The following is a 26,553-nucleotide window of genomic DNA, read 5'->3' as shown; positions in this document are numbered from 1 at the left end:
GATCCCCTGTCCACGCTGAAACACCCGTTTCAGCCAGGAGAACGGATTTGTCAGTGCGCGATTGTTTTCGCGTATGGAAACCGACAGACGGACGCTCGTCGCCCTGACCGGCGCACTCCTCGCGGGGGCTGCCGGCTGTACGACCGACGACGGGAACGGTGACTCGGGAGACGGAGACGGGTCGGGATCGGAACCGAGCGATTCCGACGGCAACGGCTTCGACAACTACGGTGTGCCCGACTTCCCGCGAGTCGATCCGGTGACTGACCCCGACCTCGAACTCGACCGCCTCGCCGAGCAAGTCCGTGGAAACGTTGCGTTCTCGCTCGTCGCCCTGGCCCAGATTCGAGCCGCCCGACCAGACGAGAACGTGTTCTTTTCGCCGTACAGCATCTCGGTCGCACTCGCGATGACCGACGCCGGCGCACGCGGGGAGACGGCCACCGAGATGGCCGACGCGCTTCGGTACGAACTCGAGGACGACGCCCTCCACGCCGCCTTCGGCGCGCTCGAGAACGAGTTCGAGCGACGCAACGAGGACGGCGAGGAGGGCGAGCGGCCGGAGTGGGCTGAAGACGAGGGCGACGAGGACGACCTCGGGTTCCAGCTCTCGAGGGCCAACGCCGTCTGAGCAGCCGAGGACTACCCCTTCGACGAGGCGTACTTCGAGCTACTCGAGGCCTACTACGGGGCGAGCGAGCACGTCGTCGACTTCGCTGGAAATCCAGAGACAGCCCGCCAGGAGATCAACGCGTGGGTCGAAGAGCGGACGAACGACCGAATCGAAGACCTCCTCCCGGAGGAATCGATCGATTCCATGACTCGGCTCGTGCTCACCAACGCCGTCTATTTCCTCGCAGCCTGGGAGTACGACTTCGATCCCGCGGCGACCGAACCCGGGACGTTCACGGGACTCGACGGCACCGAGACCGACGTCGAGTTGATGCACCAGAGCGCGGAACTGCGGTACGCCGAGATCGACGGCCACCAGCTCGTCGAACTCCCCTACGCCAACGGCGAGACGAGCATGATCGTCGTCTTGCCTACGGAAGGCGAGTTCGAGTCCTTCGAGGAGTCGTTTACGATCGATCGGCTCGCGACGATGCTCGAGGAGACCTCCCGGCCGGCGGTCGACCTGGCGATGCCGAAGTTCGGGATCGAGTCGAAGTTCAGCCTCGTCGAGACGCTCGAGCAGTTGGGCATGGAACGAGCCTTCGGCGGCGGCGCGGATTTTAGCGGGATGGTCGAGGACGATGGTCGTCTGGCGATCGACGAGGTGATCCACCAGAGTTTCGTCGAGGTCGACGAGGAGGGAACCGAGGCCGCGGCGGCGACGGCGGTCGTCATGGAGGAGTCCGGACCACCGGATCACGTCGAGATGACTGTCGACCGGCCGTTCCTCTTTTACATCCGTGATCGACCCACCGAGACGCCGCTGTTCGTCGGTCGAGTCGTCGACGGCGAGACCTTACAGGACGACTGATCGGTCAGCGACCGACTGCGTCGCTCGAGCGAACCCGTACTTTCACGTGCTCGCCGACCTCGAACTCACGGTCCGGACAGATCAGCTTCGCACCGAAGTCGCCGTCTCGAGCACAGAACAGCGAGAGACCCGTGATCGGGTCGCCGTTCGCGGTGACGACGACATCGTCCCACGCGATCGTTCGGCCGTCCGCGACGCCGAGGCGGTCGCCGTTCAGCGAGACGACCGTCTCGCCGACCCCGGAACGTCCGAGTACGCCACCGCCCTCGTAGTGGGAGAGTCCGCCGTCGAGAATTTCTCCTTCGTCTGCGCGGACGCCGACGAAGTACTCGCCGGGCGCGGGGTGGATCGGCGAATCGAGGACGACGTAGGTCTTCCCCGTCGCGACGACGGTTCCCGTGCCGTCCCACTCGAGCGACCTCAGTTCGCTCTCGAGTTCGATCGGTAGCGACCCCGACGCCCGGTAGGGGTTCTGGTCGGGCCGACGGAAGCCGACGTGGAGGTGGTTGTCGACCCAGGGAGCGAAAAAGCCCGCCCGGACGAGCCGTCCGAGCGAGTCGCCACGCTCGATCCGGCCGCCGGCCGAGACCGTCGGATCGACGTGGAGCACGCGAGCCACGAGTCCCTCGAGGTCGCCGGGGCCGTCGCACTCGAGCAGGAGTAGGTAGTCGTCTGCAGGGGCGTACGGTTTCGGCGGTGCCCGGACTGTCTTCGTCTCGAGGACGGTTCCAGAGACGGGACTCGGTGCGACTTCCGTCCGGCCGTCGCGAAGCGTCCCGGGATAGCAGTCGATCGCACAGCCACCGTCGTGGGCGGCGTACGGCGAGTTGTATAGTGAGAACCGGGCGTACTCGGACGCCGACTCGTCGGGAAGCGTGACAGCCATCTCCTGTGTTCGAGTCGAGGGCGAGAGTAGTTATACTATCGGTCGTGGACCCGTGACCGAACAGGACACGACCCGACTCTCGAACACTGTCGCCGGCGCTGTTCCGTCGTCCGTCCTCGTCGCTCCGACCGACAGTATTAGTCCCGTCGGACCAACGGTCTGTCAATGCGCGTGTTCCGAGGGCGCGAGCCGACTATCGCCGCCGACCGGGAAGCGAGTACTGGCCTGCTCGAGGTCGCCGCCGACGGCGAGCGGGCGGTACGGGTCTGGACGCCACACCGACAGCTGGCTTTCGGCAGGCGAGACCGACAGCAGGATGGGTACGACCGTGCTCGTGACGCCGCCGCCGAACTAGGGTTCCCACCGATCGAGCGCGACGTCGGTGGCCGCGCCGTCGCCTACGACGGCGAGACGGCGATCGCGTTCGCCCGTGCCGAACCGATCGACGACTTCCGACGCGAGACGGGAGAACGGTACGAACACCTCGCCGCCGACATCGCAGACGCCCTCGTTTCACTTTCGGGAGTCGACCGAAACCGGCTCACTCACGACGAACCCGAGAACGCGTTCTGTCCCGGCACACACTCACTGTCGACGGCCGTCGAGGACGGACGCCTCCGGAAAGTCGCCGGCCTCGCCCAGCGCGTACGCCAGGACGCGGCGATCACGGCTGGTATCCTCCTTGTCGACGGGCGGACGGAACTCCTCACGGTGCTCGAGGTGGTTTACGACGCACTTGCAATCCCGTTCGATCCCGATTCAGTGGGCACCGTCGCGGTTGCCGGCGGGCCGTCGGACCCCGACGTCGTTCGCCGGACCGTCGAAGAGACACTCGTCGGCGACGCGGAGCCGACGGTCGAACCCGCCGGGAATTTACTCGAGGACTCGAGCAAGCACGACTGAGACGGTTTGCTGTCAGTCAGTTCCGGCGCGACCGCAGGAGGCTCGCGGTCACACCAGTACAGCGGGACAGCTTTCCGTCTGAGAACGACTCCTGCTCGTTACTCCGACTGTTCCTGTTCTCGTAGCTCCTCGCTTGCCTCTCGCACTTCCCGCATCACCGAGGAGATCCGGTCTTCGGCCTCGAGTTCCTCCTCGACGGAGAGATCGACGCCCTCGACCTCGAGCAGGAACTTCGCGACTTCCGTCGACTCGTACATCACGTCGTCGAGTTCCTCGGCGGTGAAGAAGTCACACATCGCGCCGTAGAGGAAAGTTGCGCCGGCTTTCCTGACCTTCTCCTCGAACGACGACCGGGCCTGATTGACCGCTTGTGGGGTGTAGGTGTCAGTCATGAACGGGACGAGTTCGGGGAGGTTCTCACCGATCTTCGTCATCTCGACACCCGTCTCGGTTCGAAAGTCCGAACAGAGACGAGCGATCGCCCACTCGCGTGCAGTGACGTAGGTGCGATCCCGCAGGAACTCGTTGACTCGCTCGTACTGGGCCCCGTCCATCTTCTTGAACCGGGCGTACTTCTGTACGTCTTCCGGGACGTCTGACTCTTCGCGCTCGGCGTCGGGGACGCCTGGCATTGGTCCGTCGCCTTCGTTCTCTCTTTGTTCTTTCTTTTCGTCCTCTTTTCCCCCTCCCTCTTCGTCAACCGGGCTCGACTCGCCAACGCTCTCGGCGTCGTCGTGATCATCGGCTCCCGCTTTGTGGCCCTCGCTGGCGTCGGAATCGGCGACGTCCAGTCCGTCCTCGTCCATGACCGCTTATTTCGACAGGTGAGAGATAAGGATTGTTCTCGAGCGCGCCGTACCGAACTCGAAACCGCTTGCAAGGCTGGCAGCCACCCGTAAACTTCGAGTCAGTCACCCGCCGTTCTACCGGGATTTAAGTCTATGAGGCCTGTTCGTCAGGATATGACACAGACGCCAGTCGTAGCCAAGGCCGTACGGACTCCACAGGGGAAAGAAGACGGCGCGTTCGCTGACCTCCGCAGCGAGGACCTCTCGGTGCCGCTGATCGACGAAATCCTCGCCGAGACCGGTCTTTCGGGCGAGGAAATCGACGATCTGATGTGGGGGTGTGCCCAGCAGCGCGGCGAACAGGGCAACAACGTGGCCCGCGTCGTCGCCTTGCTCTCCGAACTGGGCGAGTCGGTTCCGGCAACGACGATCAACCGCTGGTGTGCCTCCTCGATGCAGGCAGTCATCTCCGCCGCGGACGCGATCGCGGCTGGCAACCGCGACGCCATCGTCGCCGGCGGCGTCGAGAACATGAGCCGCGTCCCGATGGGCGAGAACACCCACAACGTCCACCCCAAGATGGCCCAGTTGTACAACATGGGCGAACTCCAGATGGGGATGACCGCCGAGAAGGTCGCCGAGGAGTTCGACATCAGCCGCGAACAGCAAGACGAGTACGCCGCACGGAGCCAGCAACGCGCCGCCGAAGCGACCGAAGAGGGCCGGTTCGACGACGAGATCGTCCCGATCGAGACTGAAGACGGCACCATCTCCGAAGACGAGGGCATCCGTCCGGGAACGACTCCCGAGAAACTGGGCGACCTCCCGACCGTCTTCAAGTCCGACGGCAGCGTCACACCGGGCAACGCATCACAGATCTCCGACGGTGCCTCCGCACTGCTGGTCACCAGCGAGGCGTTCGCCGAAGAACACGACCTCGAGATCCTCGCAGAGATCGGCACGAACAACGTCGCCGGCGTCGATCCCACCGTCATGGGCGTCGGTCCGGTCCCGGCGACCGAAGGACTGCTCGAGCGAAACGGCCGCGACATCGACGACTACGACCTCGTCGAACTCAACGAGGCCTTTGCCAGCCAGACGATCTACTCGCGCGACCAGCTCGGTGTCGATCCGGAGATTTTCAACGTCAACGGCGGTGCGATCGCGATCGGCCACCCACTGGGTGCCTCCGGCGCTCGCCTGCCGGTGACGCTGATTCACGAACTGCAGAAACGTGGCGGCGGGCTCGGTCTGGCGACGCTGTGTGTCGGCTTCGGCCAGGGTGCAGCGATCGAGTTCGAGGTCGCTTGAGACGGTTAGTCTGGGTTTTTTGGTCCAGATTTTGCGAGGGAGGAACGGAGTGACGAGCGAGACAAAAGGTGGTCGTGTCAGGGTGCAGCGATCGAGTTCGAGGTCAACTAAGTTGACCACTTCCGTCCGTTCTCCTCCTGCGGGAAGTGGCAATTCGTCCGGTGTGACGTTTCATAAACGATCGTAATCGTTCCGTTTCGAACGGAACATTTCGATGCCTCGATTGTGCGTTTGTCGTTCACGTAGCCGAAACCCGGGCGTCGGAGTACGATACGACGACTGAACGGTCGGCTACGACCCTCGATTTGCTGGGCATTTAGTACCCTCGGCCTCTACACTTCTCATGAGCAATCTCTTGCTTGCAGTGATCGTCGGGATTCCGCTGGCCTGGCATCTCGGCCTCACCGTCGCGACCTACTACGACGCAGGCCGCGTCGGCCTCGAGCCGCCGCTGAAGTGGACGGCGATCACGTTCTGTATCCCGCTGTTTGGCTTTTTCATTTACCTGTTCGAGCGCAGCGAACTGTCCTACGATCCGGAAACCGATCCGTACAGGGGAAACAACTTCAACATCCATCCGTCACGAGCCGACGATTCACCGCTTCGACCCCGGGAGGACGACCGACTCGAGCCGGACGACGAGGATCGTGGCTCCGACTGAGACTGTAGTTACTTACCGCAGATTGCCGGTTCCTCTGGCGATCAGCGGTGACTAGTTACAGCAATCCGTATAAGGCGGTTTCCCGTCCGTCATTGCCGGTGCAACCGCGACCGAAGCGGTTGCACTGGGACATCGGGACAGCCTACAAAACTAGTCCGGTCAGGCTCGAGACCGACTCCGTCTCGACGTTTTAACACGGCCGTCGACTGGCTCGTCGTCTCGACCAGTCGCTCTGGTACCGTTCCGATCGCCGACTGGCGAGGTGACTCGGTCGACACGACCGGATTCGAACCAGCAGTGCAGGTGCAGACCGCCACTAGTAGCGTCCCAAGTCTACTCTGACTAGTGTACTCCACTTCTGATCGAGAATCGTGATCGGTTTGGGCCAACTCTCAACTAGTCGGTCGACGGTTGGGACGCTACTAGTGGCGTTCCAAGTCTGAACTGATGGGTCGAACCTGGCGGTGTGGCTCGATTCGACCCGTCAGTCGACGGTTGGGACGGTACTAGCAGTCGTCGGTCACTTTTCCGCTTCTCGTGATAGAAGTAGCGCCTGGCGTGTGGGACGACACGGCGCGAGCTGGTGTGATCGTGCATCGACGCCTCCAAAATATCACTTTCCAATACTGGTACGAAAATAGAAAATAGTGGCGAACGAGCGAGGATAGCGACGTGCCGAGGGGCGATCCACACTCACCAGGCGAGAAATAGCGCGAACACGTTGGATGGAACGAGACCGTCTTCAACTCGGTGCTCGGTGGGTTGGCGCTACACGTCGTTCGATTCAGGATACAGTAAACGCCTCGAGTGGTGTATTTCGAGAACGAGCGTCGCAATCCCGTGTTTTTTGCCGATGTATTCTCGTGGGCTGTTGCCGAGATTCGTGAGCACGGACTCGGATTTCGCCGCGATGAGCGAGAATGATACGAATTCCGATATATGCTTTGATATGTGGAAATAAGAGAATATGGGGAAGTGGATGACCAGAACAGATTTCGGAAACGGTCTCCACTGTAAGCTAGCGGTTACTGGGGCCGACGAGGAGGACGCGGTTCGACTGGTCGACGCGGGAATCACGGTCGTCGAACGGAGAGAATCGATTCGTGAGCGGGAGAATCGGTACACGGATGATTTCAGTCGTTACTCCAATCTGTCCATGGGTAACTACTGTTAAGTGCGTCTCTCGTTCGATCGTCGCTGCTAACTGAATGATCAGTAAGACTTTTACCGGTGCTGACTAACTAGTCAGTCAGAGAGCGTGCCGTGCTGATTACACCTGTACTGCTGTAATTATCTACGGAAGGCGCTACGTGACTGGCCACCGACACGATACGGCCCGAGCCGATGTACACGGGACGTCTACAGGTGGAGCAGGCCGAGTGCCTCGAGGTCGTACGGAAAGCCACGATTTCCGTGACTGAGCGGACCAAAACTTCACGATGTCCGTGAGACCGCTGTTCTCGCTCGGTAACGAGACGCTTTCGGCGTCTCGACCACTTTCCCGAGGCAGTTCACAGTTCGTGCGGACTGCAACTGTGTTCCGGGCCAACTGCACAGTCGACCGCCGCTGTCTCACAACTGACTTTCGACAGCCCGGATCACCGGCCGCGTCCCTCGTTTGCTTCTCGTTTCTCGTCCGACCGGATGTCTCTCGAGTCGAGTGGGGACTCCCTGTGGCTGGCCGAAGCCAAAGTGTTCATACTGACGGACACTCCCGATTTAGGAGAACGCCCTGACAGACGACTAGTGGTGGCCCAAGCCTGAACTGATGGGTCGAATCTGGCGGTGTGGCCCGATTCGACCCATCAGTCGACGGTTGGGACGGTACTAGATACGAGAGACCGTCACAGATGACGTCGGATACGATACTACACCGGAGACAGATACTCGAGGAGTTACTTCAGGAAATCCTCTCAACGGTCGTCACGTTCGAACACGATCGCATACCGTCGGTCGGTCGGCCCAGGACGGCCGGACACGTGTTTCTGACGGCGTTCGATGGATTCACGCCGTCATCTCGGCTGGTCGACGAGGTGTTACCAGTCGCTGTTGCCCTCGAGCTCGCCTCGCTCCAGTCGACTGTTCATCGGCAAGCCCTCGAATCTGGCCCGTCGTCGGTTACCGATCTCACCCACACCATTCTCCGTGGAGATCTCCTCGAGTCGAGCACGTTCGAAGTGCTGGCCGGATACGATGCACCGCCAGTCCGTCTCGAGCAGTGTCTCGAGCGTTTTACCCGGGCAACCAGACGAGTCCAGGAGGGGTATGCAATCGTGTCCGGTGTGGACGCAGACGGGCAGCACTCACGATCCGAGGTCGTGCAACGACTCGGTGCACTGACTGGATGTGGCATCGAACTCGCCGGGACGCTCGCCGCTGTCGACAGCGTCTCTTCGGAGCTGATACGGCGAGCAAATACGTTCGGATTTCACGTCTGGTACCGGACGACCGGACAGAGTCAGCAGGTGGATACGACCGAGATATCGACTCGTCCATCGGCTCCCTCGAAGCAACTCGACAGCCTCGTCGAGTGTTGGCCGTCCCGCTCGCGGGATCTCGTCGACGAGCAACTCACCGCGTTTCTCGAACTGTCGCTCGACTACGAGTCTCCTGACTCGATCGCGGACCTACCTGAGAGTCGCTAGTGGCCAGTGTCAATCCGGTTGCATGGCGACAGTGTGACCCTCGAGAAGCGCGCCGAGCCGACCCATCCGGAGCGCCGTTCCGACGGTTTCGCCACAACTGTATGATGGCTATCACTGCTCCACGGTGACGGCGGACCGTCTCGAACGGATTGCTGTAACTAGTTACCGCCGATCGCCGACCCGTTCTGACGATCGGCGGTAAGTGACCACAGCAAACTGCCTGACAGTAACTCGTTCAGTCGTTTTCACGCTGACCGTCGCGTGCCCCCTCGACCGTTCGCTCGACCGCATCGACGCCCTCTTCGTGCAGGAGATCACCGACGACGACGACGTCTGCGAGTGTTGCCATCTGCCGTGCAGATTCGTAGCTTCCGATCCCACCGCCGTAGAAAAGCGTCGCATCCTCGAGTGCATCACTCGCTGCTTCGAGGACGGCGGAATCACCGAGCGTTCCCGAGTACTCGAGATAGACGATTTCCTGTCCGAACAGGTGCTCGGCGGTGCGTGCGTATGCCGCCACGTCGGCTGGCGTCTGATCGCAGTCTGCGTCCGTGTACGTCGCGACTGTCGCGTCGGGGTTGAGAACGATGTACGCTTCCGTCGTCGTTCGCTCCCACGGATGATCCGGATAGCGTCGCATACTCTCTTTGTGTGCGCCGACGAGCCAGAACGGGTCACCTGCGTTCAGGACCGTCGGCACGAGATAGCCGTCGACACGCGGAGCGTCGACGACGTTGTCGAGATTGCTCGGCTCCTGATAGACGGGAACCTCGGCGGCAGCACACGCCTCGAGAATGCGCTCGACTTTCGATTCGGTCACACCGGTCGTGCCGCCGAGCAAGATTGCGTCGGTCCCACACCCAAAGAGATCGTCGAACGTATCGTCGGAGACGAGTTCGCGGTCAGGATCGACCTTTAAGACGTGAGTCCAGTCGGCCCACGGTCGAGTCGGTCGCGCCGTCATGCTGTTCTCTCCGTACTTGCGCTCGGCGTGTGTATCGTTTTGTTCGACAGCGTGACGACTGTCCAACTGCTCGCCAGTCGACTCTCCCCGAAGTGCATACTCGAACCGAGCGAGTAGCTGTTACTCAATCTTGTGTTTCGTTCCCGTCTGCTCGAACTATCGGGTGTCCTGACCGATCTCCGGCCTGGGTTGCCGGCCGGCCGATCGCCTCGCCGGACCTGGAGCGGGCCGGACGACATCCTTCTCGCAGAAACAGTAACTCGAAACGGAACGCGCCATCGCACCCCCACTCGCTGGCTGGGTTCCGGCTCACATCGAGTATTCGGCTCGTCTGTCCGCGATCGCGCAGGCACTGCCTTTCGGTAGTTACGAATCGCCGTCAGTTTCGTCCGTGGTCGCGAAATTCGCCGCCTCCCCCTCGGGGAGTTCGTTTGCACACCACTGACAGAACGTCAGGTTTGCCTCGAGTTCGCGGTGGCAGGCTGGACATCGGGGCGTCTCCGGGTTCTGTGACTCGAGACGGACGTTGTGCTGTGTGGCGAGAACGTACGCGTCGAAGACGCTCAGTAGCCCGACGAAGGCCAGCGGCGCACCGTCCCAGAAAGACGCTGCTGCCGGGTCCGTCAGTACCGACTGGGGGACAAACACGAGCGTGGTCACCACAGCGAGACTGACCCACCCGAGTGCGCGTAGCCACCGCCGGAGGTAGAACTGTCCGAGACCCACCACGAGCAGGGTTAGTCCGGCGGCGAGCCACGGCCGTTTCTGCGATGATTGTCGGCTCATGCATTGACTGAACGGTTAGTCAGTAGTAAGTCTTCCGTCTATCTCGCCTCCGGGATCACCCGGTGGCGATCTCGCCAACTGCAATGTTAGGCGAGTAACGTTCGCTCGAGGCGGACTCGAACCATCTCCCGGTTGCGTTCGACGAGGTCACGGTCGCCGAGTGCAGCCCCGCGTTCCATAATCCCGTACAGCGTCGAGAACAACAGTTCGGCCCGTCGTTCCGGATCGACATCGGCGAATCGGCCGGTTTCGACGCCCTGCTGGATCGTCTCCGTCAACGTCTCGAGGATGATCCGATCCGAACGACGGATCTGTTCGTAGTACGAGCGGTTGTGCGGCGCTTGCGATCGAACCTCGAAAAGCGCCTGTCGAAACTCGAGTTGTTCGTCGTCGATCGCTGCTGGCAGGATTCGATCGACCACCGCAAGGAGTCTTTCGTAGGGGTCTTCGTAGGATTCTTCGATGAGCGACGACTGGAGTCGTTGACAGAGATACGTGAAGAAGTCGTTCAGAATCGCCTCTTTACTGTCGTAGTGGTAGTAGAGCAGCCCCTTGCTCTTTTCGAACTCCGAGGCGATTTCCGCCATCGTAGTTTCCGGGTAGCCGTTCTTGGACAGGGCTCGATACACCGCTCGCATGATTTCTTCGGTCGTCTCGTCGAACTCGTCCGTCGACGTCGATACCCAGCCCGCCCCCGGCGTGTCTGCCATAGACGTACCATCGATGCTCGGTCGTAAATATTCCAGGGACCGATCCGCCCGCTTTCCGACGTTCGTCAGTTCGTTCTACCGTACTGATACGTCGTGGTCCCATACACAGCGTCTCCAGAAACGTCGCCCCCGGGAACATTCTGGGGCGACCGCACGACAGGAGTCAGGGTGCAGGGTGTGGTGGATGCGACGACGGGAGCCAAAGTCAGTGTGGAGAGTTGGTGGTTACGGCAGGTGAATTCGTTGCGCTCCCGCCAACTGACCATTCAGTCAGCACTATCATAAGCTTTCTGTCTCACGACCCGACGACCGCCAGCGCATATCATCGTGTTTTTTATTCTGGTGCTAGATGGATTACACACGGATGGCATCAGGTATAGAAACTGCTGACGTCGTCGTAGTCGGCGGGGGAACGGCCGGTTGCTTCGCCGCTGCAACGGCAGCACGAGCGGGCCTCGAGGTCGTTCTCCTCGAGCGCAAGTCCGCTGAGCAAGCAGGTTACATCGCCTGCGGAGACGGTATCAAGGGAACGAGCAAGTTCCCCGATGTCGTCGACTGCGATCGGCTGCGTGCGGAGGCGTTCACGAACGACAGCATCGGTCGTGGCATCTTCGAGAACCCCCGAACCGGCGAGACGCTCGAGATCGAGTTCGGCGAGACGGGTGCCGTCGTCGACCGCTACCGGTACGGACAGGTACTGCTCGACGAGACTGACCGGGCCGGTGCCGAAATCCATTACGATACCGTCGTCAACGACGTCATCCAGCCGAACGGGCGAATCGACGGTGTTCGCGCAATTCGTGAGGGTGACCCCGTCGATTACGAGGCGGAGGTCGTAATCGATGGGGCCGGCGCACTGTCGATCCTGCAGGACAAGGCCGATTTCTCCGGGTCGGCGTTCGACACCAACGTCGACTACTCACAGTTCTGTTCGGCCTATCGCGAAGTGCTCGAACTACCAGAACCCGTCGAGTGGGACGATGCGCTCGTGTTCAAGCCGACCGAGGAACTCGGCTATCTCTGGTATTTCCCCCGATCGGGGACCGAGATTAACGTCGGGTTGGGGTTCCAGATGACCGAGGAGCCGATGAAACTGGTCGACGTGCTCGCAGATGATATCGCGAACCGGCCAGAGTTCGATGGTGCGACGGTCGAGAACAAACTGGGCGCGACGCTTCCGACCCGACGACCGTACGATTCGGCCGTTCACCCCGGCTACATGGCCGTCGGCGACGCGGCAGCGCACGTCAACCCCTGTACTGGTGGCGGTATCCCTGGGGCGGCGATGGCTGGCCACTGGGCCGCCGAAATCGCGGCCGAAGCCATTGCCGACGGTGACGTGAGTGAAGCGAGCCTGTGGGAGTACAACCACCGCGTCCAGACTGACTTTGGGAAGCGGTTCGCTGCGATGGATCTGTACAACATCTTCGGGACGGCACGTGGTGTCGACTCCCTCGTGTCGGTCATCACGTCCCTTCCCGGCGAGCAAATCGTCGACGCAATCGGTAAGAAAGGAACGATCGAGATGAGTTTCGGTCTCACACTCGAGACGCTCCTGAAGACTGTCGGTCACTGGGGTGCCCTCTACGATCTCTACACGATCCAGAAGAAAGCGGCCACGCTCAAAGACGTCTACGATGGCTATCCCGACGACCCGGCTCGATACGACGGCTGGCAGAAAGAACGTGACGCGGTGATGGAGCGCGTCTACGAGATCACCGGTGCTGAGCCGAAGTATTGATACGGTTTGCTGTCGGTCATGTCCGGCGCGACCGCGAGCCCTCCTGCGGTCGTGCCGGGACATCGGTACAGCAAACCGTCTGAGACTGCCCGCCGATTCCGATAGGCTGACGGACGGTACCGTCCGATTCCTTGACGCGAAGGATTCGACGCGGGAAACAGTGGGCGACCCCATCGCACGAGGGATGCGGTCCGTGTAAGCCAGAGCCGAAGGAAGATGGACAATCGACGTGCAATCAGTTCCGTCTCACCCGGTTCCTTTCGACGACCCAACCGGAGTCGCGCGTTTTCGTGCACGTAGACGGATTGCTGCCCCGATGTACCGGTGCAACTGCTTCGGATCGCTAGTGTGCCGGCACTGATCGACAGGAAACCCCTCATACAGTTACTGCCGCCAATTACTGGCGATCGGCAGTAACTACTTACAGCAATCCGTATTAGTCGTCGGCCAGTGTTGTGTCTTCACCGCCGACCTGTTCGTCCGGGACCGTGCCGTCCTCGTTCCAGCCGCGTTCGACGTAGTACTCGTCCAGTCCGTCTTCGAAACCAGGAATCTCGTAGGGGACCCGATCGTCTTCACGATCGAAGCCGCGCTGGTTGTTGAAGTGACGCTCGAGCGTGACGACTTCGCCGCCGACCTCGAGTAATCGTTCGTAGTCGGCGTCCAGTAGCGTCTCGAGTCGGTCCGGGCCCACGAAGTCCCGCGAGAACTTACAGAGGACGGCGCTGTCTTTGACGGCGTTGCCGTTCTCGAGGTCGACGAGTTTCGGTGGCTTGCCCTCGAGTCCCGTCTTGTCGAAGGCGTCGTCGGCGTCGACCAGTGGGTACTCGTAGGGATAGAACTCGCCGTACATGTGGTCTGCACCGCGGTTTGCGGTGGCGAATGCCAGTCCCTGACCGTTGAGCGTCCGGCCGTCGTGGGCGGCAAACTCCATTCCTTTTACCGTCCAGTTCTCGACGCCGAGGTCGTCGTGGATGCGGTCGATGCCGTCTGCGAGCTGGTCGCCGATTCCCTCTCGGTAGGCAATCTTCTCGACGAGGTCGTGGATCAATTCGACGTTGCCGAACTCGTCCTCGCTTGCGAGGTAGGCTGCGACCACGTCGCCGGCCGAGATGGTGTCGAGGCCGAACTCGTCACAGAGTTCGTTCGACTGCATCACGTCGACGATGTCGTCGACACCCGAGTTCGGGCCGAACGCCATCAGCGTCTCGTATTCGGGGCCTTCGGTCTCGAGGCCGGTTTCCTCGTCTCTCGTCGGGAGCTTGCAGGCAAAGGCACACGCCGAGCAGGTCCCTTTCTGGTACTTCTTCTCTTCGACGCGGTCGCCGCTGATGTCGTCGATGTGCTCGTAGGACAGTTCCGAGAAGTACCGCGTCGGCAGGGCCTCGACCGTGTTCGCGTACTCGGTGACCGAGGTCGTCCCCTGGCGTTTCATGATGTGGTCGGTCTGGGCGGCCTCGCCGTGGACGTCCGTCTGGAGCGGTGGAATCTCGACCTCCCGCGTCGAGTCACCGTCGAAGGTGATCGCCTTCACGTGCTTCGAGCCCAGGACTGCGCCGAGGCCGCCACGGCCGAACGCCCGTTCTCTCGAGGTCATGATCGACGCGAACCGGACCTCGTTCTCTCCAGCGGGACCGACGACGGCCGTGTGTTCGGACTCGAGGCCGTGCTCTTGGGCGACGTAGTCGCAGGTCTCGGAGACGGTCGCCTCCTCGAGGTCGGGCACGGGTTCGAACTCGACGCCGCCGTCTCTCACGTGGACGATCACGAGTTCGTCGCTTTCGCCGGTAATCTCGACGGCGCTGTACCCCGTCGCGGTGAAGTTCCGCGAGAGGAAGCCGCCGGCATTCGAGGAGAGCAAGCCGTCGGTGAGCGGCGAGAGTCCCGTTGCAGACATTCGTCCTGTAAAGCTCATCCTCGAGTGCTGGAGCGGCCCTGTCGCCAGGGCGAGTCGGTTCTCGGGGCCGAGTGGATCGGCGTCGAACGGAATCCGATCGTGTGCCAGTTTCGTCCCCACGCCGCGCCCGCCGAGAAACGACTCGAGGACGTCGTCGACCTCTTCGGCGTCGACGGTTCGTTCCCCGACGTCGATCGTACACAGCGGCCCTCGGACGTGTTTCATATGAGTTGGTGTGACACGCCCTATCGCAAAACGATACCGGTTGCAGCGATCGCGGTGTCCGGCAGAATCACCGATTTATACTAGAATAATATACTATTGGTATTTTTAACATACAGCTCAATTCGTCGCGGATGGATACCACTCGACGACTATCGGACACAGATTCAAGAGTTGTACGGTGAGAAAGATACGATATGGCCTCGAATCTACGCCTCCCAATAGCTATTCAGTAGTGTAGGATTATTGTTTAGATATAGAAAAGATAGTGTAACTTGTGTTTTGAGAACGCCAGCCCCCACTCCCGTCGCACTATGCGAACAGTAAACATACATATATCAGAACGCCGTACACTCGTCTATGGGTTCTCCCTCTGTCCTCGAGGAGCCACGGGCGATCGACATGCACGCACACCAGCCGACCAGTGAGTTCCTCCACGACGCTGGCGGCCAGCTGATGCGAGACGCTGCCGACCGGTTCGGCACCGACCTCGAGCCCGACACCTACGAGAACATGCTCGAGGCGTATCGCGACGCAGGCGTCGACCGGGCCGTTCTGCTTGGGTGGGATGCCGAGACCAACACCGGCAACCCGCCGGTTCCCAACGACTACGTCGCCGAGGTCCGCGACGAGTACGACGAGTTCTTCGTCGGGTTCGGCTCCGTCGACCCGCTCAAGGACGACTGCGTCGAGGAGGCTATTCGCTGTGTCGCGGACCTGGATCTGTCGGGATTCAAGTTCCAGCAGATCGCACAAGGGTTCGATCCGTCCGCGCCCGACCACGAGGAGCTGTGGACGACGATCGAGGATCTGGGCGTCCCGGTTGTCTTCCACGGCGGCAACTCCACGCTCGGTGCGTGTTCGCCGGGCGGCCGCGGGCTGCAGATCAAGTACGGAAATCCGATGCTGATCGACGACGTGGCCGCCAACTACCCCGACCTGCAGATCCTCATCGCCCACCCAGCGTACCCGTGGGAGAAAGAACAACTCGCCATCTGCCAGCAGAAAGGCAACGTCTACATGGACCTCTCGGGCTGGATGCCGAGGTACATCGACGATCAGGTGTTACACTACGCGAAGACCCTGCTCACGGACAAGGTCATGTTCGGGACCGACTATCCCATGCTCGAGCCGGGGCCGTGGCTCGAGCAGTTCGCGGAACTCGGCTACGACGAGGAGATTCAGCGGAAGATTCTCTGGGAGAACGCCGAGGAGTTTCTGGGACTCACGTAGTGACGCCCGTTCGAGCGACGAGAAAGCAGTACAGCAATTCGGTCGAAACACCGTCGGTGTCGTTCGACTCGCTCGAACCTCGTTACGAGTGTGCCAGATTGATCTCGATTTCGTTTGTCGCCCCGAGGAGCAACTCCGGTAGCTCGTCGGTCATCACGTCACCCCGCAACCGGTTGGCTGGACCAGCGACGCTCAACGCGCCGATCGCCGTCCCCGTCTCGTCTTCGATCGGTGCTCCGACGGCGTGGACGCCGGTGACCGACTCTTCGCGGTTGAACGCGTAGCCACGCTCGCGGATGGTCTCGAGTTGCTCGAACAGTTCTTCTCGATCGGTGATCGTCTGTGCCGTCTTTGCTGACAAGCCGTACCGCTCGCGGATGGACTCGACGCGCTCGTCGGGGAGCGACGCCAGGATGGCTTTGCCGGCGGCGTACTGGTGTAGCGGCGTGCGCTTGCCGATCCGGGCGTGGGTCTTCACCGAGTGGCGACCCTGTGCGCCGTAGACGTGGACGCCCATCCCGTGTTCTTCGACGACACACCAGACCTTCTCGTCGGTCACGTCGGCGAGTTCGTCGACCTTCGGTTTCGCGAGGTCGTACAGCGGATGGCGGTTCCTGACGTGGACGCCGTAGTCGAGAAACCACGTGCTGAGGTGGTAGCTGTTGCCCTCCTGGACGACCAGCCCTCGAGACTCGAGGGTCTTGAGGTGTCTGTGGACCGTGCTCTTTGCGAGACCGAGTTCGTCCGCGAGTTCGGAGACGCCACCTCCCTCCGTCCGTTTGAGCGTATCGACGATGTCGAACGCCGTCTCGACGGTTTCGACCGGCCGATGGCTCGATCTGGATGCCATGGGTATCATTCCACGACCAGCACAAAAGTTTGTTCCCGCTATTCGAACGTGTCTCGTGTTCGTTTCGATAGTTCGAAGACTGCCACGGATCTCTCTGGATGGTGCAACGCTATCGCTCGCCTTTGACGAGTCGTTCCCGGCCGATGAAGCGGGGCCGCTCGTCGATCGCGAGAAAGTCGTCGACATCTTCGCGGGCCTCCTTGGCTTTGCCTCTGTCGGGATCGTAGTCCCGGGAGCCCTCGCTGCCCAGCGCGTCGTAGAGTTTCTCGAGGTCCTCGAAGTACAACTCTGCGACGCCGTCGAACTCGGCGTTCTCGGGATCGGTCGGCAGAATCGTGTTGTACTTTACGACGCCGTCGATCTCTCTGGCGATCGGGGTGTGTTCGGTCTGCCAGTAGTCGACGAACTCCTCGTGGCTCATCCCGTCCCGTCGGACGAGAAACGCCGAGTGTTTGTAGAGGTCGTCGGTATCACCGCCGAGTTCGTCTTTCTGAACGAGTTCCTCGCCGATAAATCGAGGCCGCTTTTCGACGGCGAGGAAGTTGTCGACGTCCTCGCGGGCGCGTGTCGCCACCTCCTTCGTCGGGTCGTAATCCCGGGACCCGGGACTGCCCAGCGCGTCGTGGAGCTCCTCGAGGTCCTCGAAGTACAGCTCCGCCAGTCCGTCGAACTCGGCGTTCTCGGGATCGGTCGGCAGGACCTGCTGGTACCTGACGACGCCGTCGATCTCTCTGGCGATCGGGGTGTGTTCGGTCTGCCAGTAGTCGACGAACTCCTCGTGAGAGAGTCCGTCCTGTCGAACCAGCAACGCGACGTGCTTGTACATCACGCCTGAATTGTTCACACAGTCCAATAAACGTGTGGGTGAGTGTATCACAGGCCACAATTTATGTGCGTCGATTTGGTTGGTACGAGTGACCATGGCCTTCTACGAGCGGAGCTTCATGGAGGGGACCCGCGGCACGCAGGCCGTCGACTGGGAAGGACGCATCGATACGCGGCGACTCCGGGAACGGCGCAGGGAGCGGGCACTCGAGCGACTCCAGGAGACGGAGCTAGGTGCGATGCTCCTGGTATCGGACCCGAACATCCGGTACGTCACCGGGCTGGCGATGACCGGCGGCAGCGGTGCCGACCACTACACGTTGCTGACCGAGGAGGGCGATATCGTCCACTGGGACACCGCCGACCACGCGAGCAACCAGCGGTTCAACTGTCCGTGGCTCCACGACATCCGGTACGCCTGCCCCGGACTCGGGAACGTCCCGCGAGCGTCCGGTCGCGACTCGGCACGGCAGTTTCTGCTCGAGACGATGGCCGAGGGCGTCGCCGAGGCGGCCACGGAGTACGGCGTCGCCGACGAGAAACTCGGCGTCGACGTCGGCAACCGCGGACTGCTCGAGGCACTCGGGGGGCAGGGCCTCGAGACGGACGTCGAGACGGCCAACGCGGTCATGGAGGACGCCCGCAAGGTCAAGACCGAAGACGAGATCGAGTGTCTGCGGATGGTCGCGGCGATCTGTGAGGCTGGCTTCCAGCGGATCAAAGACGCCGCGAAGCCTGGGAGGCGCGAGAACGAACTGTGGGGCGAGGCGGTCCGGGAACTGTGGCGACACGGCGCGTTCGTCGGCGGCGGCTACCTCACGTCGGGACCGAACACCTGGCCGAAACACCAGGCGAACACGACCGACCGGACGATCCGGCCCGGCGACCTCGTTTACGCCGACTTCTACAACGTCGGCTATCTGGGCTATCGCTCCTGTTACTACCGCACGTTCTCGATGGGCGAACCCACCCAGGAACAGAAAGAGGCCTACGAGGCTGCCCGCGACAACCTCTACGACGTCTTGGAGCGGATCGAACCGGGTGCAACCACCGACGAGATCGCCCGGGGGTTCCCGGACATGGCAGGCGAGCACGCCGACTACTACGACGCCGACGAACACTGGCAACTGACGACCAACCACTGGGCCCACGGACTGGGCCTCCAGCTATACGAGGTGCCGCTGATCTGGCGGGGGCTCTCGCCCGACCACCCCATCGAGATCGAGGAGGGGATGACGATGGCCGTCGAGACCCAGGAACCGGCCGGTCGGCAGGGCGTCCGCGTCGAAGAGATGGTCGTCGTCCGCGAGAACGGCGTCGAGATCCTGAGCCAGTGGCCAGTCGAGGAGATCACGGTCGTCGATCAGTAATCGAGTCGACGCCACCACTCGAGCGCTATTGCCGAGTTCGCGTCGCCGTGACGGCTGCCTGCCGCGTCAGCCAGTTGCGTTTCGTCACTTCGCCAAAGATTAAGACGGTCGCGCTGGATGTAAACGAGTATGCAACTCGGTACTGGCCTGTTTACCGCCCAGCAGCGGCCGGACGACGACCGCGACACCGCCGACCGCTACGACGAACTCCTCGCGGTGACCCGTGAGATCGATGCCGCGGGACTGGACAGCGCGTGGGTCTCCGAACACCACTTCGCCGAGGACGAGTACCTCGCCGGAACGATGCCGGCCCTCGGCGCGATGGCCGCCGTCTCCGACGACCTCGAGATCGGAAGCTGCGTCGCGCTCGGCCCGCTGTACGATCCCATTCGGCTGGCCGAGGACGCCGCGACCGTCGACGCGCTCGCGGACGGCCGACTCACGCTCGGGCTCGCGATCGGCTCGAATCCCCGGGAGTTCGACGTCTTCGGCGTCCCTCGAGAGGAGCGAGCCGAGCGACTCGGCGATCTCGTTCCGTTCCTCCGGGGTGCCTGGAGCGAGGGCGATCTCGCGTACGACTCCGACTTTCACGACGTGCCGACGGACGTCTCGATCACGCCCACACCCGTCGACGGCGACGTGCCGATTATGCTCGGCGGAGCAGCAAAACCAGCCGTCCGGCGGGCAGCCAGGATCGCCGACGGCTGGTGTGCCCCCTCGTCGCTCTCGGTCGAGGGCGTCCGGAAACGGGTCGAAGACGTTCGGCGAGTTCGCGACGAGGCAGGCCTCGAGGACGACTTTACGATCTACGTCCTCCAGCACGGCTGGGTCGGCGACTCCCGCGAAGAGGCCTGGGAGACGATGAAAGACGGCTACCTCTACATCCAGCGTCGCTACGAGGAAATCTTCTCGGGCGAGTCGGTCGACGAACTCGACGACGAGCGCAAGCAGGAACTGAAAGAGCAGGCGATCTTCGGCACGCCCGAACAGGTGATCGAGGAACTCGAGGCGTACCGCGAGGCGCTGGGCGACGACGTCCACGTCATCTTCCGGACCTACCACCCCGGCGTCGGCACCGAGGAGATGGTAGAGTGCGTCCACCAGCTCGGCGACGAGGTCGCGCCGGCACTGCGATAGTCAGCTCTTATCCGGTCTTGTAGACGCCTCGAGCGTCCGCGATCAGCGTCTCCTCCTCTGTGGCGTACACCTCGACGTCGACCGTCCCGACGTCACCGCCACACCGGACGACGTCGGCCTCGGCGTAGAGATCGCCCGTCCCGGCGCTGAGGTAGTCGATCCGCATGTCGATCGTCGGCACCGGCTGTTCGACCTCCGAGACTAGGGCCGCGCCGCCGACGGTGTCCGCGAGGGTGAACGTGACGCCGCCGTGGGCCAGCAACTCCGCTTCGTTCCAGGAGAGTTCCTCGGTCATCTCGAGGTGACCCTCGGCGTGCCCGTCGGCACACTCGGTGATCTCGATACCCAGCAGGGAGGCAAACGGCATCCCCTCGAAGAAGGCTTCGACATCCATACACACACTCCCTGTTGGCAAATAATAAAAGTGCAGGCCGCCGCTATCGTCCCTGCCACTCCGGATCGCGGTCCTCGAGGAAGGCGTCGATCCCCTCGTTTTTGTCCGCGGTCGCAAACAGCTGGGCGAACAGTTCGGCCTCGTACTCGATGCCACTCTCTAAGTCCATCCTCGAGGCCGCTTTCACCGATTGCTTTGCGAACTCGAGGGCGACGGGGCTCTTTTGGGCCATCGACTCGGCGAGGCCGTAGACCTCCTCGTCGAGTTCCTCGTTGTCCGCACAGACGACATCGACGAGGCCGATATCGCGGGCTTCCCGGGCCTCGAGGAGTTCGCCGGAGAGGATCAGTCGCATCGCCTGTCCTTCGCCGACCAGGCGGGGAAGTCGCTGGGTGCCGCCGCCGCCGGGCATGATCCCGAGGGCGATCTCGGGCTGGCCGACCTTCGCTCGCTCGTGGGCGATCCGGACGTCACACGCCGTCGCGAGTTCGCAGCCGCCGCCCAGCGCGTGGCCGTTGAGCCGGCCGATGACCGGCTGCCGGAGGTCGTCGACGACCTCGTAGACGCGTGGCCGTTTCGAGGCCTCGCGCTGTTCTAATGCGTCTCGCTCGCGCAACTCGCTCACGTCGGCCCCGGCGACGAACGCCTTGGCCTCGTCGGCACCGGTCAGCACGACGACGCGGACGTCGCTATCCTCGATGGCACCGAGTATCTTCTTCAGCTCGGCTCGCAACGTCGCGTCGAGGGCGTTTCTGGCGTCTGGCCGGTCCATCGTCACCGTCGCGACGCCGTCGACGCGGTCGCCAACCGAGACGCGGATCGTCTCGCTGTTCGTTGCGACCGCTTCGATTTCGCCGGCTCCGTCGACCCGGTCGTCACTCATCGCCTTCGCCCCCGCTGACGCCGACGATCTCGCCGTCCTCCCAGACGTAGAACCCTTCGCCGGTCTTCTTGCCGAGGTTACCCGCACGCACCTTGCGCTTGAGGGCCTGTGGTGGCCTGAACCGTTCGCCGAGTTCCTCCCGCAGGTACTCGAGGATATCCAGCCGAACGTCGAGGCCGACGACGTCGCCGAGTTCGATCGGCCCCATCGGGTGGTTGTACCCCAGTTCCATCGCGGTGTCGACGTCGCGGGGATCGGCGACGCCTTCCTCGACCATCCGCATCGCCTCGACGCCGAGTGCGACGCCGAGTCTCGAGGAGGCGAAGCCGGGCGAGTCGGTGACCTCGACGGGGGTCTTCTCGACGTCCGCGACGAACTCGTGGGCGGACGCGACCGTCGCTTCGCTGGCCTGCTCGGGGACGACGATCTCGACCAGTTCCATGACGTGGACCGGGTTGAAAAAGTGCAGCCCGATCACGCGGTCGTCGTGGTCGGCTGCGCTCGCGATTTCGGTGACCGACAGCGACGACGTGTTCGTCGCGACGATCGTCTCCTCGTCGACGACCGCCTCGACGTCCTCGAGCGTGCGCTGTTTGAGTTCGAGGTCTTCTGGCACTGCCTCGATTACCACGTCGGCTCCCTCGAGGGCCGCCTCGAGATCGGTCGTTCCCTCGATCTGGGACAGCGTCGCGTCGGCCTCCTCGCGGGTGAGTTTGTCGCGTTCGACCCCGCCCTCGAGGTTGTCCTCGATCGCTGTGATTCCTTCCTCGACGTACTCGGATTCGATGTCCCTGACGACGACGTCGTGTCCGGCCGTCGCCGTCACCTGTGCGATGCCGTGTCCCATGGTACCGGCTCCTAGTACTGTGACGTGCATACGTCACACAATCGGGACGATCCTCAAAGCCGTTACTAATCTATTTCCGACACGTTCTCGGGAGGATACTTCACTCGAGACGCCACGATACGACGCTCGACGGCTGGCAGAGAGTCCGTTATCGTCGACGCAGTACGGACGCCACAGGCCCGGAAGGACGGTGCCTTCGCCGACCCCTACCCCGAGGACCTCGTGATCGAAGTCCTCGAGGCGCTGGTCGAGCGGACGGACGTTCCGGCGGGGGAGTGAGACGATTTCCGTCTGGGCTGTGCGAACCAGGAGAGCGAACAGGGACGGAATCTCGCCCGGCAGTCGCTGCTGGCAGGTGGGTTCCCCGAGTCGGTCCCCGGGGCGACGCTGACGCGACTCTGTGGCTCGTCGCTGACGACGCTGGTCGACGCGACGCGGTCGATCGAGGCCGGCGACGCCGACGTCGTCCCCGTCGCGGGCGTCGAACACATGAGCCCCATCCCGTTCTCGGATTGGCTCCATCCCGGGATCGAGAAGCGGTACGACAGCGACGAACTGCCGATGGGGGCGACCGCCGAGCGAGTCGCCAGGGAACACGACGTCGGCCGCGAGGAACAGGACCGGTTCGCCCTCCGCTCACATCGGTGGGCGATCGACGCCTGGGAGGAGGGTCGGTTCGACGACGAGGTCGTCCCCGTCGACGCCGACGATCCCCTCGAGCGCGACGAGGGGCCGCGACCCGAGACCTCGCTCGAGGACCTGGCGGACCTGCCGACCGTCTTCGCCGACGACGAGGCGGCGACGGTGACGCCGGGCAACGCCTCGCCACTGACCGACGGCGCAGCGGGGCTGTTCGTCACGAGCCCCGAGTACGCCTCCCGGAACGATCTGGACGTGCTCGCGACCGTCCGATCGCGGGCCGTCGCTGGCGTCGATCCGCGCGTGATGGAGGTCGGGCCGGTGCCCGCGACGCGAGCGGCACTCGAGACGGCAGGGATCAACGTCGGCGACCTTGACCTGGTCGAACTCAACGAGGCGTTTGCCTCCCAGAGTCTCTACTGCAAGCGGGCACTCGGGTCGACGACGACCGACTCACCGTCAACGGTGGCGCGATCGTGCTCGGCCACCTGCTTCGCTGTTCGGGCGCTCGGATCGCGACGACGCTGTTGCACGAACTCCGGCGGCAGGACGACCGGTACGGCCTCGCGACGATGTGTGTCGGCTTCGGGCAGGGTGTGGCGACGGTGTTCGAACGATCGTCGTGAGAGAGTGTGGAAGTCAACAGCACACATATATGATTCCGCCGAAAACGTGAGCCCATGCGAGACGTCTATCTCGTCGGTGCCGGTCAGTCGCCGTTCGGGGCGTTTCCGGACGAGAGCTACCGGGACCTGTTCGCGGAGGCCTACGCGGCCGCCTGCGACAGCGTCGATCACGGAATTGATACCGGAGACGTCGACGAGGCCGTCGTCGGCACGCTCGGCGTCGGCGGCCGCCAGCTCGGCCTGTCGGGGCCGGCCGTGACCGAACACGTCGGCCTCCACAACGTCCCCTGCTCGAGAGTCGAGAACGCCTGCGCTGCAGGCGGATTCGCCGTGCGTCAGGCCGTCCAGGCGATCAAGAGTGGGTTCGCCGACGTCGCTGTCGCTGGCGGTTACGAGGTGATGACCGACCTCTCCGAGGACGTGACCACGTACTGGCTCGGCGTCAGCGGCGAGACCGAGTGGGAGCGACTGACCGGGACGACCTTCTCTGGCGTCTACGCCCAGATGGCGAGTGCGTACATGAACGAGTACGACGCGACGAACGAGGACCTCTCGCGGGTCGCCGTGAAGAACCACGCGAACGGCGCGAAGAATCCGAAGGCCCACCTGGGGTTCGAGTGTTCGCTCGAGGACGCCGTGGAAGCGCCGACCGTCGCCGATCCCCTCACCCTCTATCACTGCTGTCCGACCTCCGACGGGGCTGCGGTCGCGATCCTCGCCAGCGAGGACGTCGTGGGCGAGTACAGCGACGAGCGGGTGCGGGTCGCCGGCGTCGGCGCGGCCAGCGAACGGGTCGGGCTGGCCCAGCGGGACAGCTACACCGCCATTTCGGCCTCGCAGGTCGCCGCCGAGACGGCCTACGAGCGTGCCGGCGTCGTCCCCAACGACCTCGACTTCGCGGAGGTCCACGACTGCTTTGCGATCGCGGAACTGGTCGCCTACGAGGACCTGGGCTTCTGTGCGCCGGGATCGGCCCCCGACCTGCTCCGCGAGGGACGGGCCGACCCCGATGGCGACCTCCCGGTCAACACCTCCGGCGGACTCAAGTCGAAGGGCCACCCCATCGGAGCGACCGGAACCGGCCAGGTCGTCGAGGCCTTCGAGCAGTTGACGGGACGGGCGGACGACCGGCAGCTCGAGAACCCCCACTGTGGCCTGACCCACAACGTCGGCGGCAGCGGCGGCGCGTCGGTCGTTCACGTCTTCGAGCGCGAGGGGGTGACAGGATGACGCTCGGAATCGACGCCGTCGCGGCCTACGCCCCGCGCTACCGGATCACGGCAGCGACCGTCGAGAACGCCTGGGGCCAGTTCCACGGCGTGGGTATCTCCGAGACGGCGGTTCCTGCGGCGGACGAAGATACGCTGACGATGGCGGGCGAGGCCGCGACGATGGTGCTGACCGACAGCGACCTCGCGTCGGCCGACGTGAGCCGGCTGTTCGTCGCGACGACGACGCCACCGTTAGAGGAGGGCGCGATCGGTGCACGGCTCGCCAGCTTCCTCGGGCTCGCGGAGACGGTCGAGACGCGAACGTTTTCCGCGACCACGCGTGCCGGCGTCGACGCACTGGCGACGACACTCGAGGGCGGTAGCCCCGCGCTCGTGGTCGCCAGCGACGCACCACGCGGTGCTCCGGACGACGAACGCGAACACGCTGGCGGTGCAGGCGCGGCCGCGCTGGTGGTGACTGACGACGGCCCCGGCTCGGTCGTCGACCGGGCCGAACGGACGACGACGTTTCCCGGCACGCGATTTCGTCCTGCCGGCTCCGGGGAGACGACGGACCTCGGGATCACCGCCTACGATCGGTCGGCGTTCACGGAGACCGTCGCGGCCGTCGCCGACGACCTCGAGTACGACCTCGCGACGGCCGACGCCGTCGCGCTCCAGTCGCCGAACGGGAAACTCCCCTACCGGGCCGCCGGTCCGCTCGGCGTCGAGACCGACGCCCTCCAAGCCGGGACGACCGTCCACGACCTCGGCGACACCGGCGCGGCGAGTGCGCTTCTCGGATTCGCCAGCGCGCTCGAGGCCGGCCACACCGACGTCGTCCTGATCGGCTACGGCCCCGGTGGCGGGACGGCGATCGCCCTCGCGGGGACGGACGTTTCGGTCGCGACCGATCTCGAGGGTGCGGAGACGCTGTCCTACGGCGAGTATCTGCGGATGCGCGGCGACGTCACGCCAGGCGAGCCGGCAGGTGGCGGCGCGTACGTCAGCGTCCCGAGCTGGAAACGCACCCTTCCTCAGCGCCATCGCCTCGTCGCCGGGCGTTGCCGGGAGTGTGGCGTGCTCGCGTTCCCGCCCGAGGGGGCCTGTACCGACTGTGGTGCGTTCGAGGCCGACGAGACGGTCTCACTGCCGGGAACGGGGACGGTCGAGGCGGCGACGGTCATCGGCCAGGGCGGTGCACCCCCCGAGTTCGTCGAACAGCAGGCACGAGAAGGGGCGTACGTCAGCGCAATCGTCGCCCTCGACGGTCCCGCAGGCGACGACACGGTCTCGACGCCAGCCCAGGTCCGTACCGTCGGCGAGGAGTCGGTCTCGCCCGGCGACCGCGTCGAGGCGACGATCCGCCGAATCTACACCCAGGAAGACGTGATTCGGTACGGGTTCAAGATGCAACTGCTCGAGTAGTCTTTGCCGTCCTCGCGTTTCCAACCGCTGTCCTCACCGTCGTGAAGCTCGTTTCTCTGTCACGCCTGTGCTACTGGCTCGAACGATTGTCGCTTCGTTCGAGCTGTTCGAAC

Annotated in this window: 21 protein-coding genes and 2 pseudogenes; 12 read left to right on the top strand and 11 right to left on the bottom strand. The window is 63.3% G+C overall.

Annotated features, from left to right (window positions below; translation table 11 throughout):
* Positions 1–73 precede the first annotated feature (73 nt).
* Positions 74–1,483, top strand: a pseudogene (locus NATGR_RS06190) (serpin family protein).
* A gap of 4 nt (positions 1,484–1,487) precedes the next feature.
* On the opposite strand, the gene NATGR_RS06185 reads toward NATGR_RS06190, so the two are convergent.
* The gene (locus NATGR_RS06185; protein ID WP_005575463.1) at positions 1,488–2,369 is read right to left on the bottom strand and encodes a hypothetical protein; all 882 of its coding nucleotides are present in this window, start codon (positions 2,367–2,369) and stop codon (positions 1,488–1,490) included.
* Positions 2,370–2,534: 165 nt separating this feature from the next.
* Here NATGR_RS06185 and NATGR_RS06180 point away from each other — a divergent pair, with 165 nt between their 5' ends.
* Positions 2,535–3,272, top strand: coding sequence for a lipoyl protein ligase domain-containing protein (locus NATGR_RS06180; protein WP_005575462.1), 738 nt, complete (start codon positions 2,535–2,537; stop codon positions 3,270–3,272).
* Positions 3,273–3,370: 98 nt separating this feature from the next.
* On the opposite strand, the gene NATGR_RS06175 is transcribed toward NATGR_RS06180, so the two are convergent.
* Positions 3,371–4,078 (bottom strand): DUF5806 family protein, encoded by a 708-nt coding sequence (locus NATGR_RS06175; protein ID WP_005575460.1) that lies wholly within the window; start codon positions 4,076–4,078, stop codon positions 3,371–3,373.
* 156 nt (positions 4,079–4,234) lie between these two features.
* Between NATGR_RS06175 and NATGR_RS06170 the strand changes: the two genes are divergently transcribed.
* The 3 genes from NATGR_RS06170 to NATGR_RS06155 all read left to right on the top strand — a co-directional run bounded on the left by NATGR_RS06170 (position 4,235) and on the right by NATGR_RS06155 (position 8,677).
* Positions 4,235–5,371, top strand: a complete 1,137-nt coding sequence (locus tag NATGR_RS06170) for a thiolase family protein (protein WP_005575459.1) — start codon at positions 4,235–4,237, stop codon at positions 5,369–5,371.
* A gap of 343 nt (positions 5,372–5,714) precedes the next feature.
* Complete coding sequence (locus tag NATGR_RS06165) at positions 5,715–6,032, top strand: hypothetical protein (RefSeq protein ID WP_005575458.1); 318 nt, start codon at positions 5,715–5,717, stop codon at positions 6,030–6,032.
* A 1,850-nt stretch (positions 6,033–7,882) separates the two neighbouring features.
* On the top strand, positions 7,883–8,677 hold the full coding sequence (locus tag NATGR_RS06155) for a polyprenyl synthetase family protein (protein ID WP_005575455.1): 795 nt from the start codon (positions 7,883–7,885) through the stop codon (positions 8,675–8,677).
* 235 nt (positions 8,678–8,912) lie between these two features.
* On the opposite strand, the gene NATGR_RS06150 is transcribed toward NATGR_RS06155, so the two are convergent.
* The 3 genes from NATGR_RS06150 to NATGR_RS06140 form a co-directional block, all read right to left on the bottom strand.
* A complete protein-coding gene (locus NATGR_RS06150; RefSeq protein WP_015233393.1) occupies positions 8,913–9,641 on the bottom strand; it encodes a phosphoglycerol geranylgeranyltransferase in 729 nt (242 codons plus the stop codon).
* A gap of 366 nt (positions 9,642–10,007) precedes the next feature.
* Complete coding sequence (locus tag NATGR_RS06145) at positions 10,008–10,427, bottom strand: DUF7575 domain-containing protein (RefSeq protein WP_005575452.1); 420 nt, start codon at positions 10,425–10,427, stop codon at positions 10,008–10,010.
* 86 nt (positions 10,428–10,513) lie between these two features.
* Positions 10,514–11,137, bottom strand: a complete 624-nt coding sequence (locus NATGR_RS06140; protein ID WP_005575450.1) for a TetR/AcrR family transcriptional regulator — start codon at positions 11,135–11,137, stop codon at positions 10,514–10,516.
* 364 nt (positions 11,138–11,501) lie between these two features.
* On the opposite strand from NATGR_RS06140, the gene NATGR_RS06135 reads away from it, so the two are divergent.
* Positions 11,502–12,878 (top strand): geranylgeranyl reductase family protein, encoded by a 1,377-nt coding sequence (locus NATGR_RS06135; RefSeq protein ID WP_049887775.1) that lies wholly within the window; start codon positions 11,502–11,504, stop codon positions 12,876–12,878.
* 436 nt (positions 12,879–13,314) lie between these two features.
* Here the strand turns inward: NATGR_RS06135 and NATGR_RS06130 are convergent, their stop codons facing one another.
* Positions 13,315–15,000 (bottom strand): aldehyde ferredoxin oxidoreductase family protein, encoded by a 1,686-nt coding sequence (locus tag NATGR_RS06130; RefSeq protein WP_005575448.1) that lies wholly within the window; start codon positions 14,998–15,000, stop codon positions 13,315–13,317.
* 357 nt (positions 15,001–15,357) lie between these two features.
* Between NATGR_RS06130 and NATGR_RS06125 the strand changes: the two genes are divergently transcribed.
* Complete coding sequence (locus tag NATGR_RS06125) at positions 15,358–16,230, top strand: amidohydrolase family protein (protein ID WP_005575446.1); 873 nt, start codon at positions 15,358–15,360, stop codon at positions 16,228–16,230.
* Positions 16,231–16,312: 82 nt separating this feature from the next.
* Here NATGR_RS06125 and NATGR_RS06120 read toward each other — a convergent pair whose 3' ends face one another.
* Both NATGR_RS06120 and NATGR_RS06115 read right to left on the bottom strand, forming a co-directional pair.
* The gene (locus NATGR_RS06120; protein WP_005575444.1) at positions 16,313–17,080 is read right to left on the bottom strand and encodes an IclR family transcriptional regulator; all 768 of its coding nucleotides are present in this window, start codon (positions 17,078–17,080) and stop codon (positions 16,313–16,315) included.
* Between the two features lie 109 nt (positions 17,081–17,189).
* Positions 17,190–17,906 carry an EthD domain-containing protein gene (locus tag NATGR_RS06115; protein WP_005575443.1) on the bottom strand — a complete coding sequence of 239 codons (717 nt, stop codon included), beginning with the start codon at positions 17,904–17,906 and terminating at the stop codon, positions 17,190–17,192.
* Positions 17,907–18,000: 94 nt separating this feature from the next.
* On the opposite strand from NATGR_RS06115, the gene NATGR_RS06110 reads away from it, so the two are divergent.
* Complete coding sequence (locus tag NATGR_RS06110) at positions 18,001–19,275, top strand: M24 family metallopeptidase (RefSeq protein WP_005575442.1); 1,275 nt, start codon at positions 18,001–18,003, stop codon at positions 19,273–19,275.
* A gap of 129 nt (positions 19,276–19,404) precedes the next feature.
* Complete coding sequence (locus NATGR_RS06105; RefSeq protein WP_005575441.1) at positions 19,405–20,412, top strand: LLM class flavin-dependent oxidoreductase; 1,008 nt, start codon at positions 19,405–19,407, stop codon at positions 20,410–20,412.
* A 7-nt stretch (positions 20,413–20,419) separates the two neighbouring features.
* Here NATGR_RS06105 and NATGR_RS06100 read toward each other — a convergent pair whose 3' ends face one another.
* From NATGR_RS06100 to NATGR_RS06090, 3 genes are read right to left on the bottom strand one after another with little or no spacing between them, the layout of a single operon-like run.
* The gene (locus tag NATGR_RS06100; RefSeq protein WP_005575440.1) at positions 20,420–20,806 is read right to left on the bottom strand and encodes a PaaI family thioesterase; all 387 of its coding nucleotides are present in this window, start codon (positions 20,804–20,806) and stop codon (positions 20,420–20,422) included.
* A 43-nt stretch (positions 20,807–20,849) separates the two neighbouring features.
* Positions 20,850–21,689 (bottom strand): enoyl-CoA hydratase/isomerase family protein, encoded by an 840-nt coding sequence (locus NATGR_RS06095; protein ID WP_005575439.1) that lies wholly within the window; start codon positions 21,687–21,689, stop codon positions 20,850–20,852.
* Entirely contained in the window at positions 21,682–22,566 is an 885-nt protein-coding gene (locus NATGR_RS06090) for a 3-hydroxyacyl-CoA dehydrogenase family protein (RefSeq protein ID WP_005575438.1), read from the bottom strand. The genes NATGR_RS06095 and NATGR_RS06090 overlap by 8 nt, the downstream gene beginning before the upstream one ends.
* A gap of 87 nt (positions 22,567–22,653) precedes the next feature.
* Between NATGR_RS06090 and NATGR_RS06085 the strand changes: the two are divergent.
* The 3 genes and pseudogenes from NATGR_RS06085 to NATGR_RS06075 all read left to right on the top strand — a co-directional run bounded on the left by NATGR_RS06085 (position 22,654) and on the right by NATGR_RS06075 (position 26,440).
* Positions 22,654–23,801: pseudogene (locus NATGR_RS06085) on the top strand (thiolase family protein).
* Positions 23,802–23,855: 54 nt separating this feature from the next.
* Positions 23,856–25,031 (top strand): thiolase domain-containing protein, encoded by a 1,176-nt coding sequence (locus tag NATGR_RS06080; RefSeq protein WP_005575435.1) that lies wholly within the window; start codon positions 23,856–23,858, stop codon positions 25,029–25,031.
* Positions 25,028–26,440: a zinc ribbon domain-containing protein gene (locus NATGR_RS06075; RefSeq protein WP_005575434.1), complete on the top strand. Its 1,413-nt coding sequence runs from the start codon at positions 25,028–25,030 to the stop codon at positions 26,438–26,440. The genes NATGR_RS06080 and NATGR_RS06075 overlap by 4 nt, the downstream gene beginning before the upstream one ends.
* The last annotated feature ends 113 nt before the right edge of the window (positions 26,441–26,553 follow it).

The sequence above is a fragment of the Natronobacterium gregoryi SP2 genome, assembly GCF_000230715.2.
GTDB lineage: Archaea > Halobacteriota > Halobacteria > Halobacteriales > Natrialbaceae > Natronobacterium > Natronobacterium gregoryi.
The sequence above is the reverse complement of the archived record's forward strand: the minus strand, read 5'-3'. Positions and strand labels throughout refer to the sequence as shown.

Coding starts and splice junctions, on each gene's coding strand:
- NATGR_RS06185 (WP_005575463.1), bottom strand. CDS start 2,369: ATGGCTGTCACGCTTCCCGACGAGTCGGCGTCCGAGTACGCCCGGTTC.
- NATGR_RS06180 (WP_005575462.1), top strand. CDS start 2,535: ATGCGCGTGTTCCGAGGGCGCGAGCCGACTATCGCCGCCGACCGGGAA.
- NATGR_RS06175 (WP_005575460.1), bottom strand. CDS start 4,078: ATGGACGAGGACGGACTGGACGTCGCCGATTCCGACGCCAGCGAGGGC.
- NATGR_RS06170 (WP_005575459.1), top strand. CDS start 4,235: ATGACACAGACGCCAGTCGTAGCCAAGGCCGTACGGACTCCACAGGGG.
- NATGR_RS06165 (WP_005575458.1), top strand. CDS start 5,715: ATGAGCAATCTCTTGCTTGCAGTGATCGTCGGGATTCCGCTGGCCTGG.
- NATGR_RS06155 (WP_005575455.1), top strand. CDS start 7,883: ATGACGTCGGATACGATACTACACCGGAGACAGATACTCGAGGAGTTA.
- NATGR_RS06150 (WP_015233393.1), bottom strand. CDS start 9,641: ATGACGGCGCGACCGACTCGACCGTGGGCCGACTGGACTCACGTCTTA.
- NATGR_RS06145 (WP_005575452.1), bottom strand. CDS start 10,427: ATGAGCCGACAATCATCGCAGAAACGGCCGTGGCTCGCCGCCGGACTA.
- NATGR_RS06140 (WP_005575450.1), bottom strand. CDS start 11,137: ATGGCAGACACGCCGGGGGCGGGCTGGGTATCGACGTCGACGGACGAG.
- NATGR_RS06135 (WP_049887775.1), top strand. CDS start 11,502: ATGGCATCAGGTATAGAAACTGCTGACGTCGTCGTAGTCGGCGGGGGA.
- NATGR_RS06130 (WP_005575448.1), bottom strand. CDS start 15,000: ATGAAACACGTCCGAGGGCCGCTGTGTACGATCGACGTCGGGGAACGA.
- NATGR_RS06125 (WP_005575446.1), top strand. CDS start 15,358: ATGGGTTCTCCCTCTGTCCTCGAGGAGCCACGGGCGATCGACATGCAC.
- NATGR_RS06120 (WP_005575444.1), bottom strand. CDS start 17,080: ATGGCATCCAGATCGAGCCATCGGCCGGTCGAAACCGTCGAGACGGCG.
- NATGR_RS06115 (WP_005575443.1), bottom strand. CDS start 17,906: ATGTACAAGCACGTCGCGTTGCTGGTTCGACAGGACGGACTCTCTCAC.
- NATGR_RS06110 (WP_005575442.1), top strand. CDS start 18,001: ATGGCCTTCTACGAGCGGAGCTTCATGGAGGGGACCCGCGGCACGCAG.
- NATGR_RS06105 (WP_005575441.1), top strand. CDS start 19,405: ATGCAACTCGGTACTGGCCTGTTTACCGCCCAGCAGCGGCCGGACGAC.
- NATGR_RS06100 (WP_005575440.1), bottom strand. CDS start 20,806: ATGGATGTCGAAGCCTTCTTCGAGGGGATGCCGTTTGCCTCCCTGCTG.
- NATGR_RS06095 (WP_005575439.1), bottom strand. CDS start 21,689: ATGAGTGACGACCGGGTCGACGGAGCCGGCGAAATCGAAGCGGTCGCA.
- NATGR_RS06090 (WP_005575438.1), bottom strand. CDS start 22,566: ATGCACGTCACAGTACTAGGAGCCGGTACCATGGGACACGGCATCGCA.
- NATGR_RS06080 (WP_005575435.1), top strand. CDS start 23,856: ATGCGAGACGTCTATCTCGTCGGTGCCGGTCAGTCGCCGTTCGGGGCG.
- NATGR_RS06075 (WP_005575434.1), top strand. CDS start 25,028: ATGACGCTCGGAATCGACGCCGTCGCGGCCTACGCCCCGCGCTACCGG.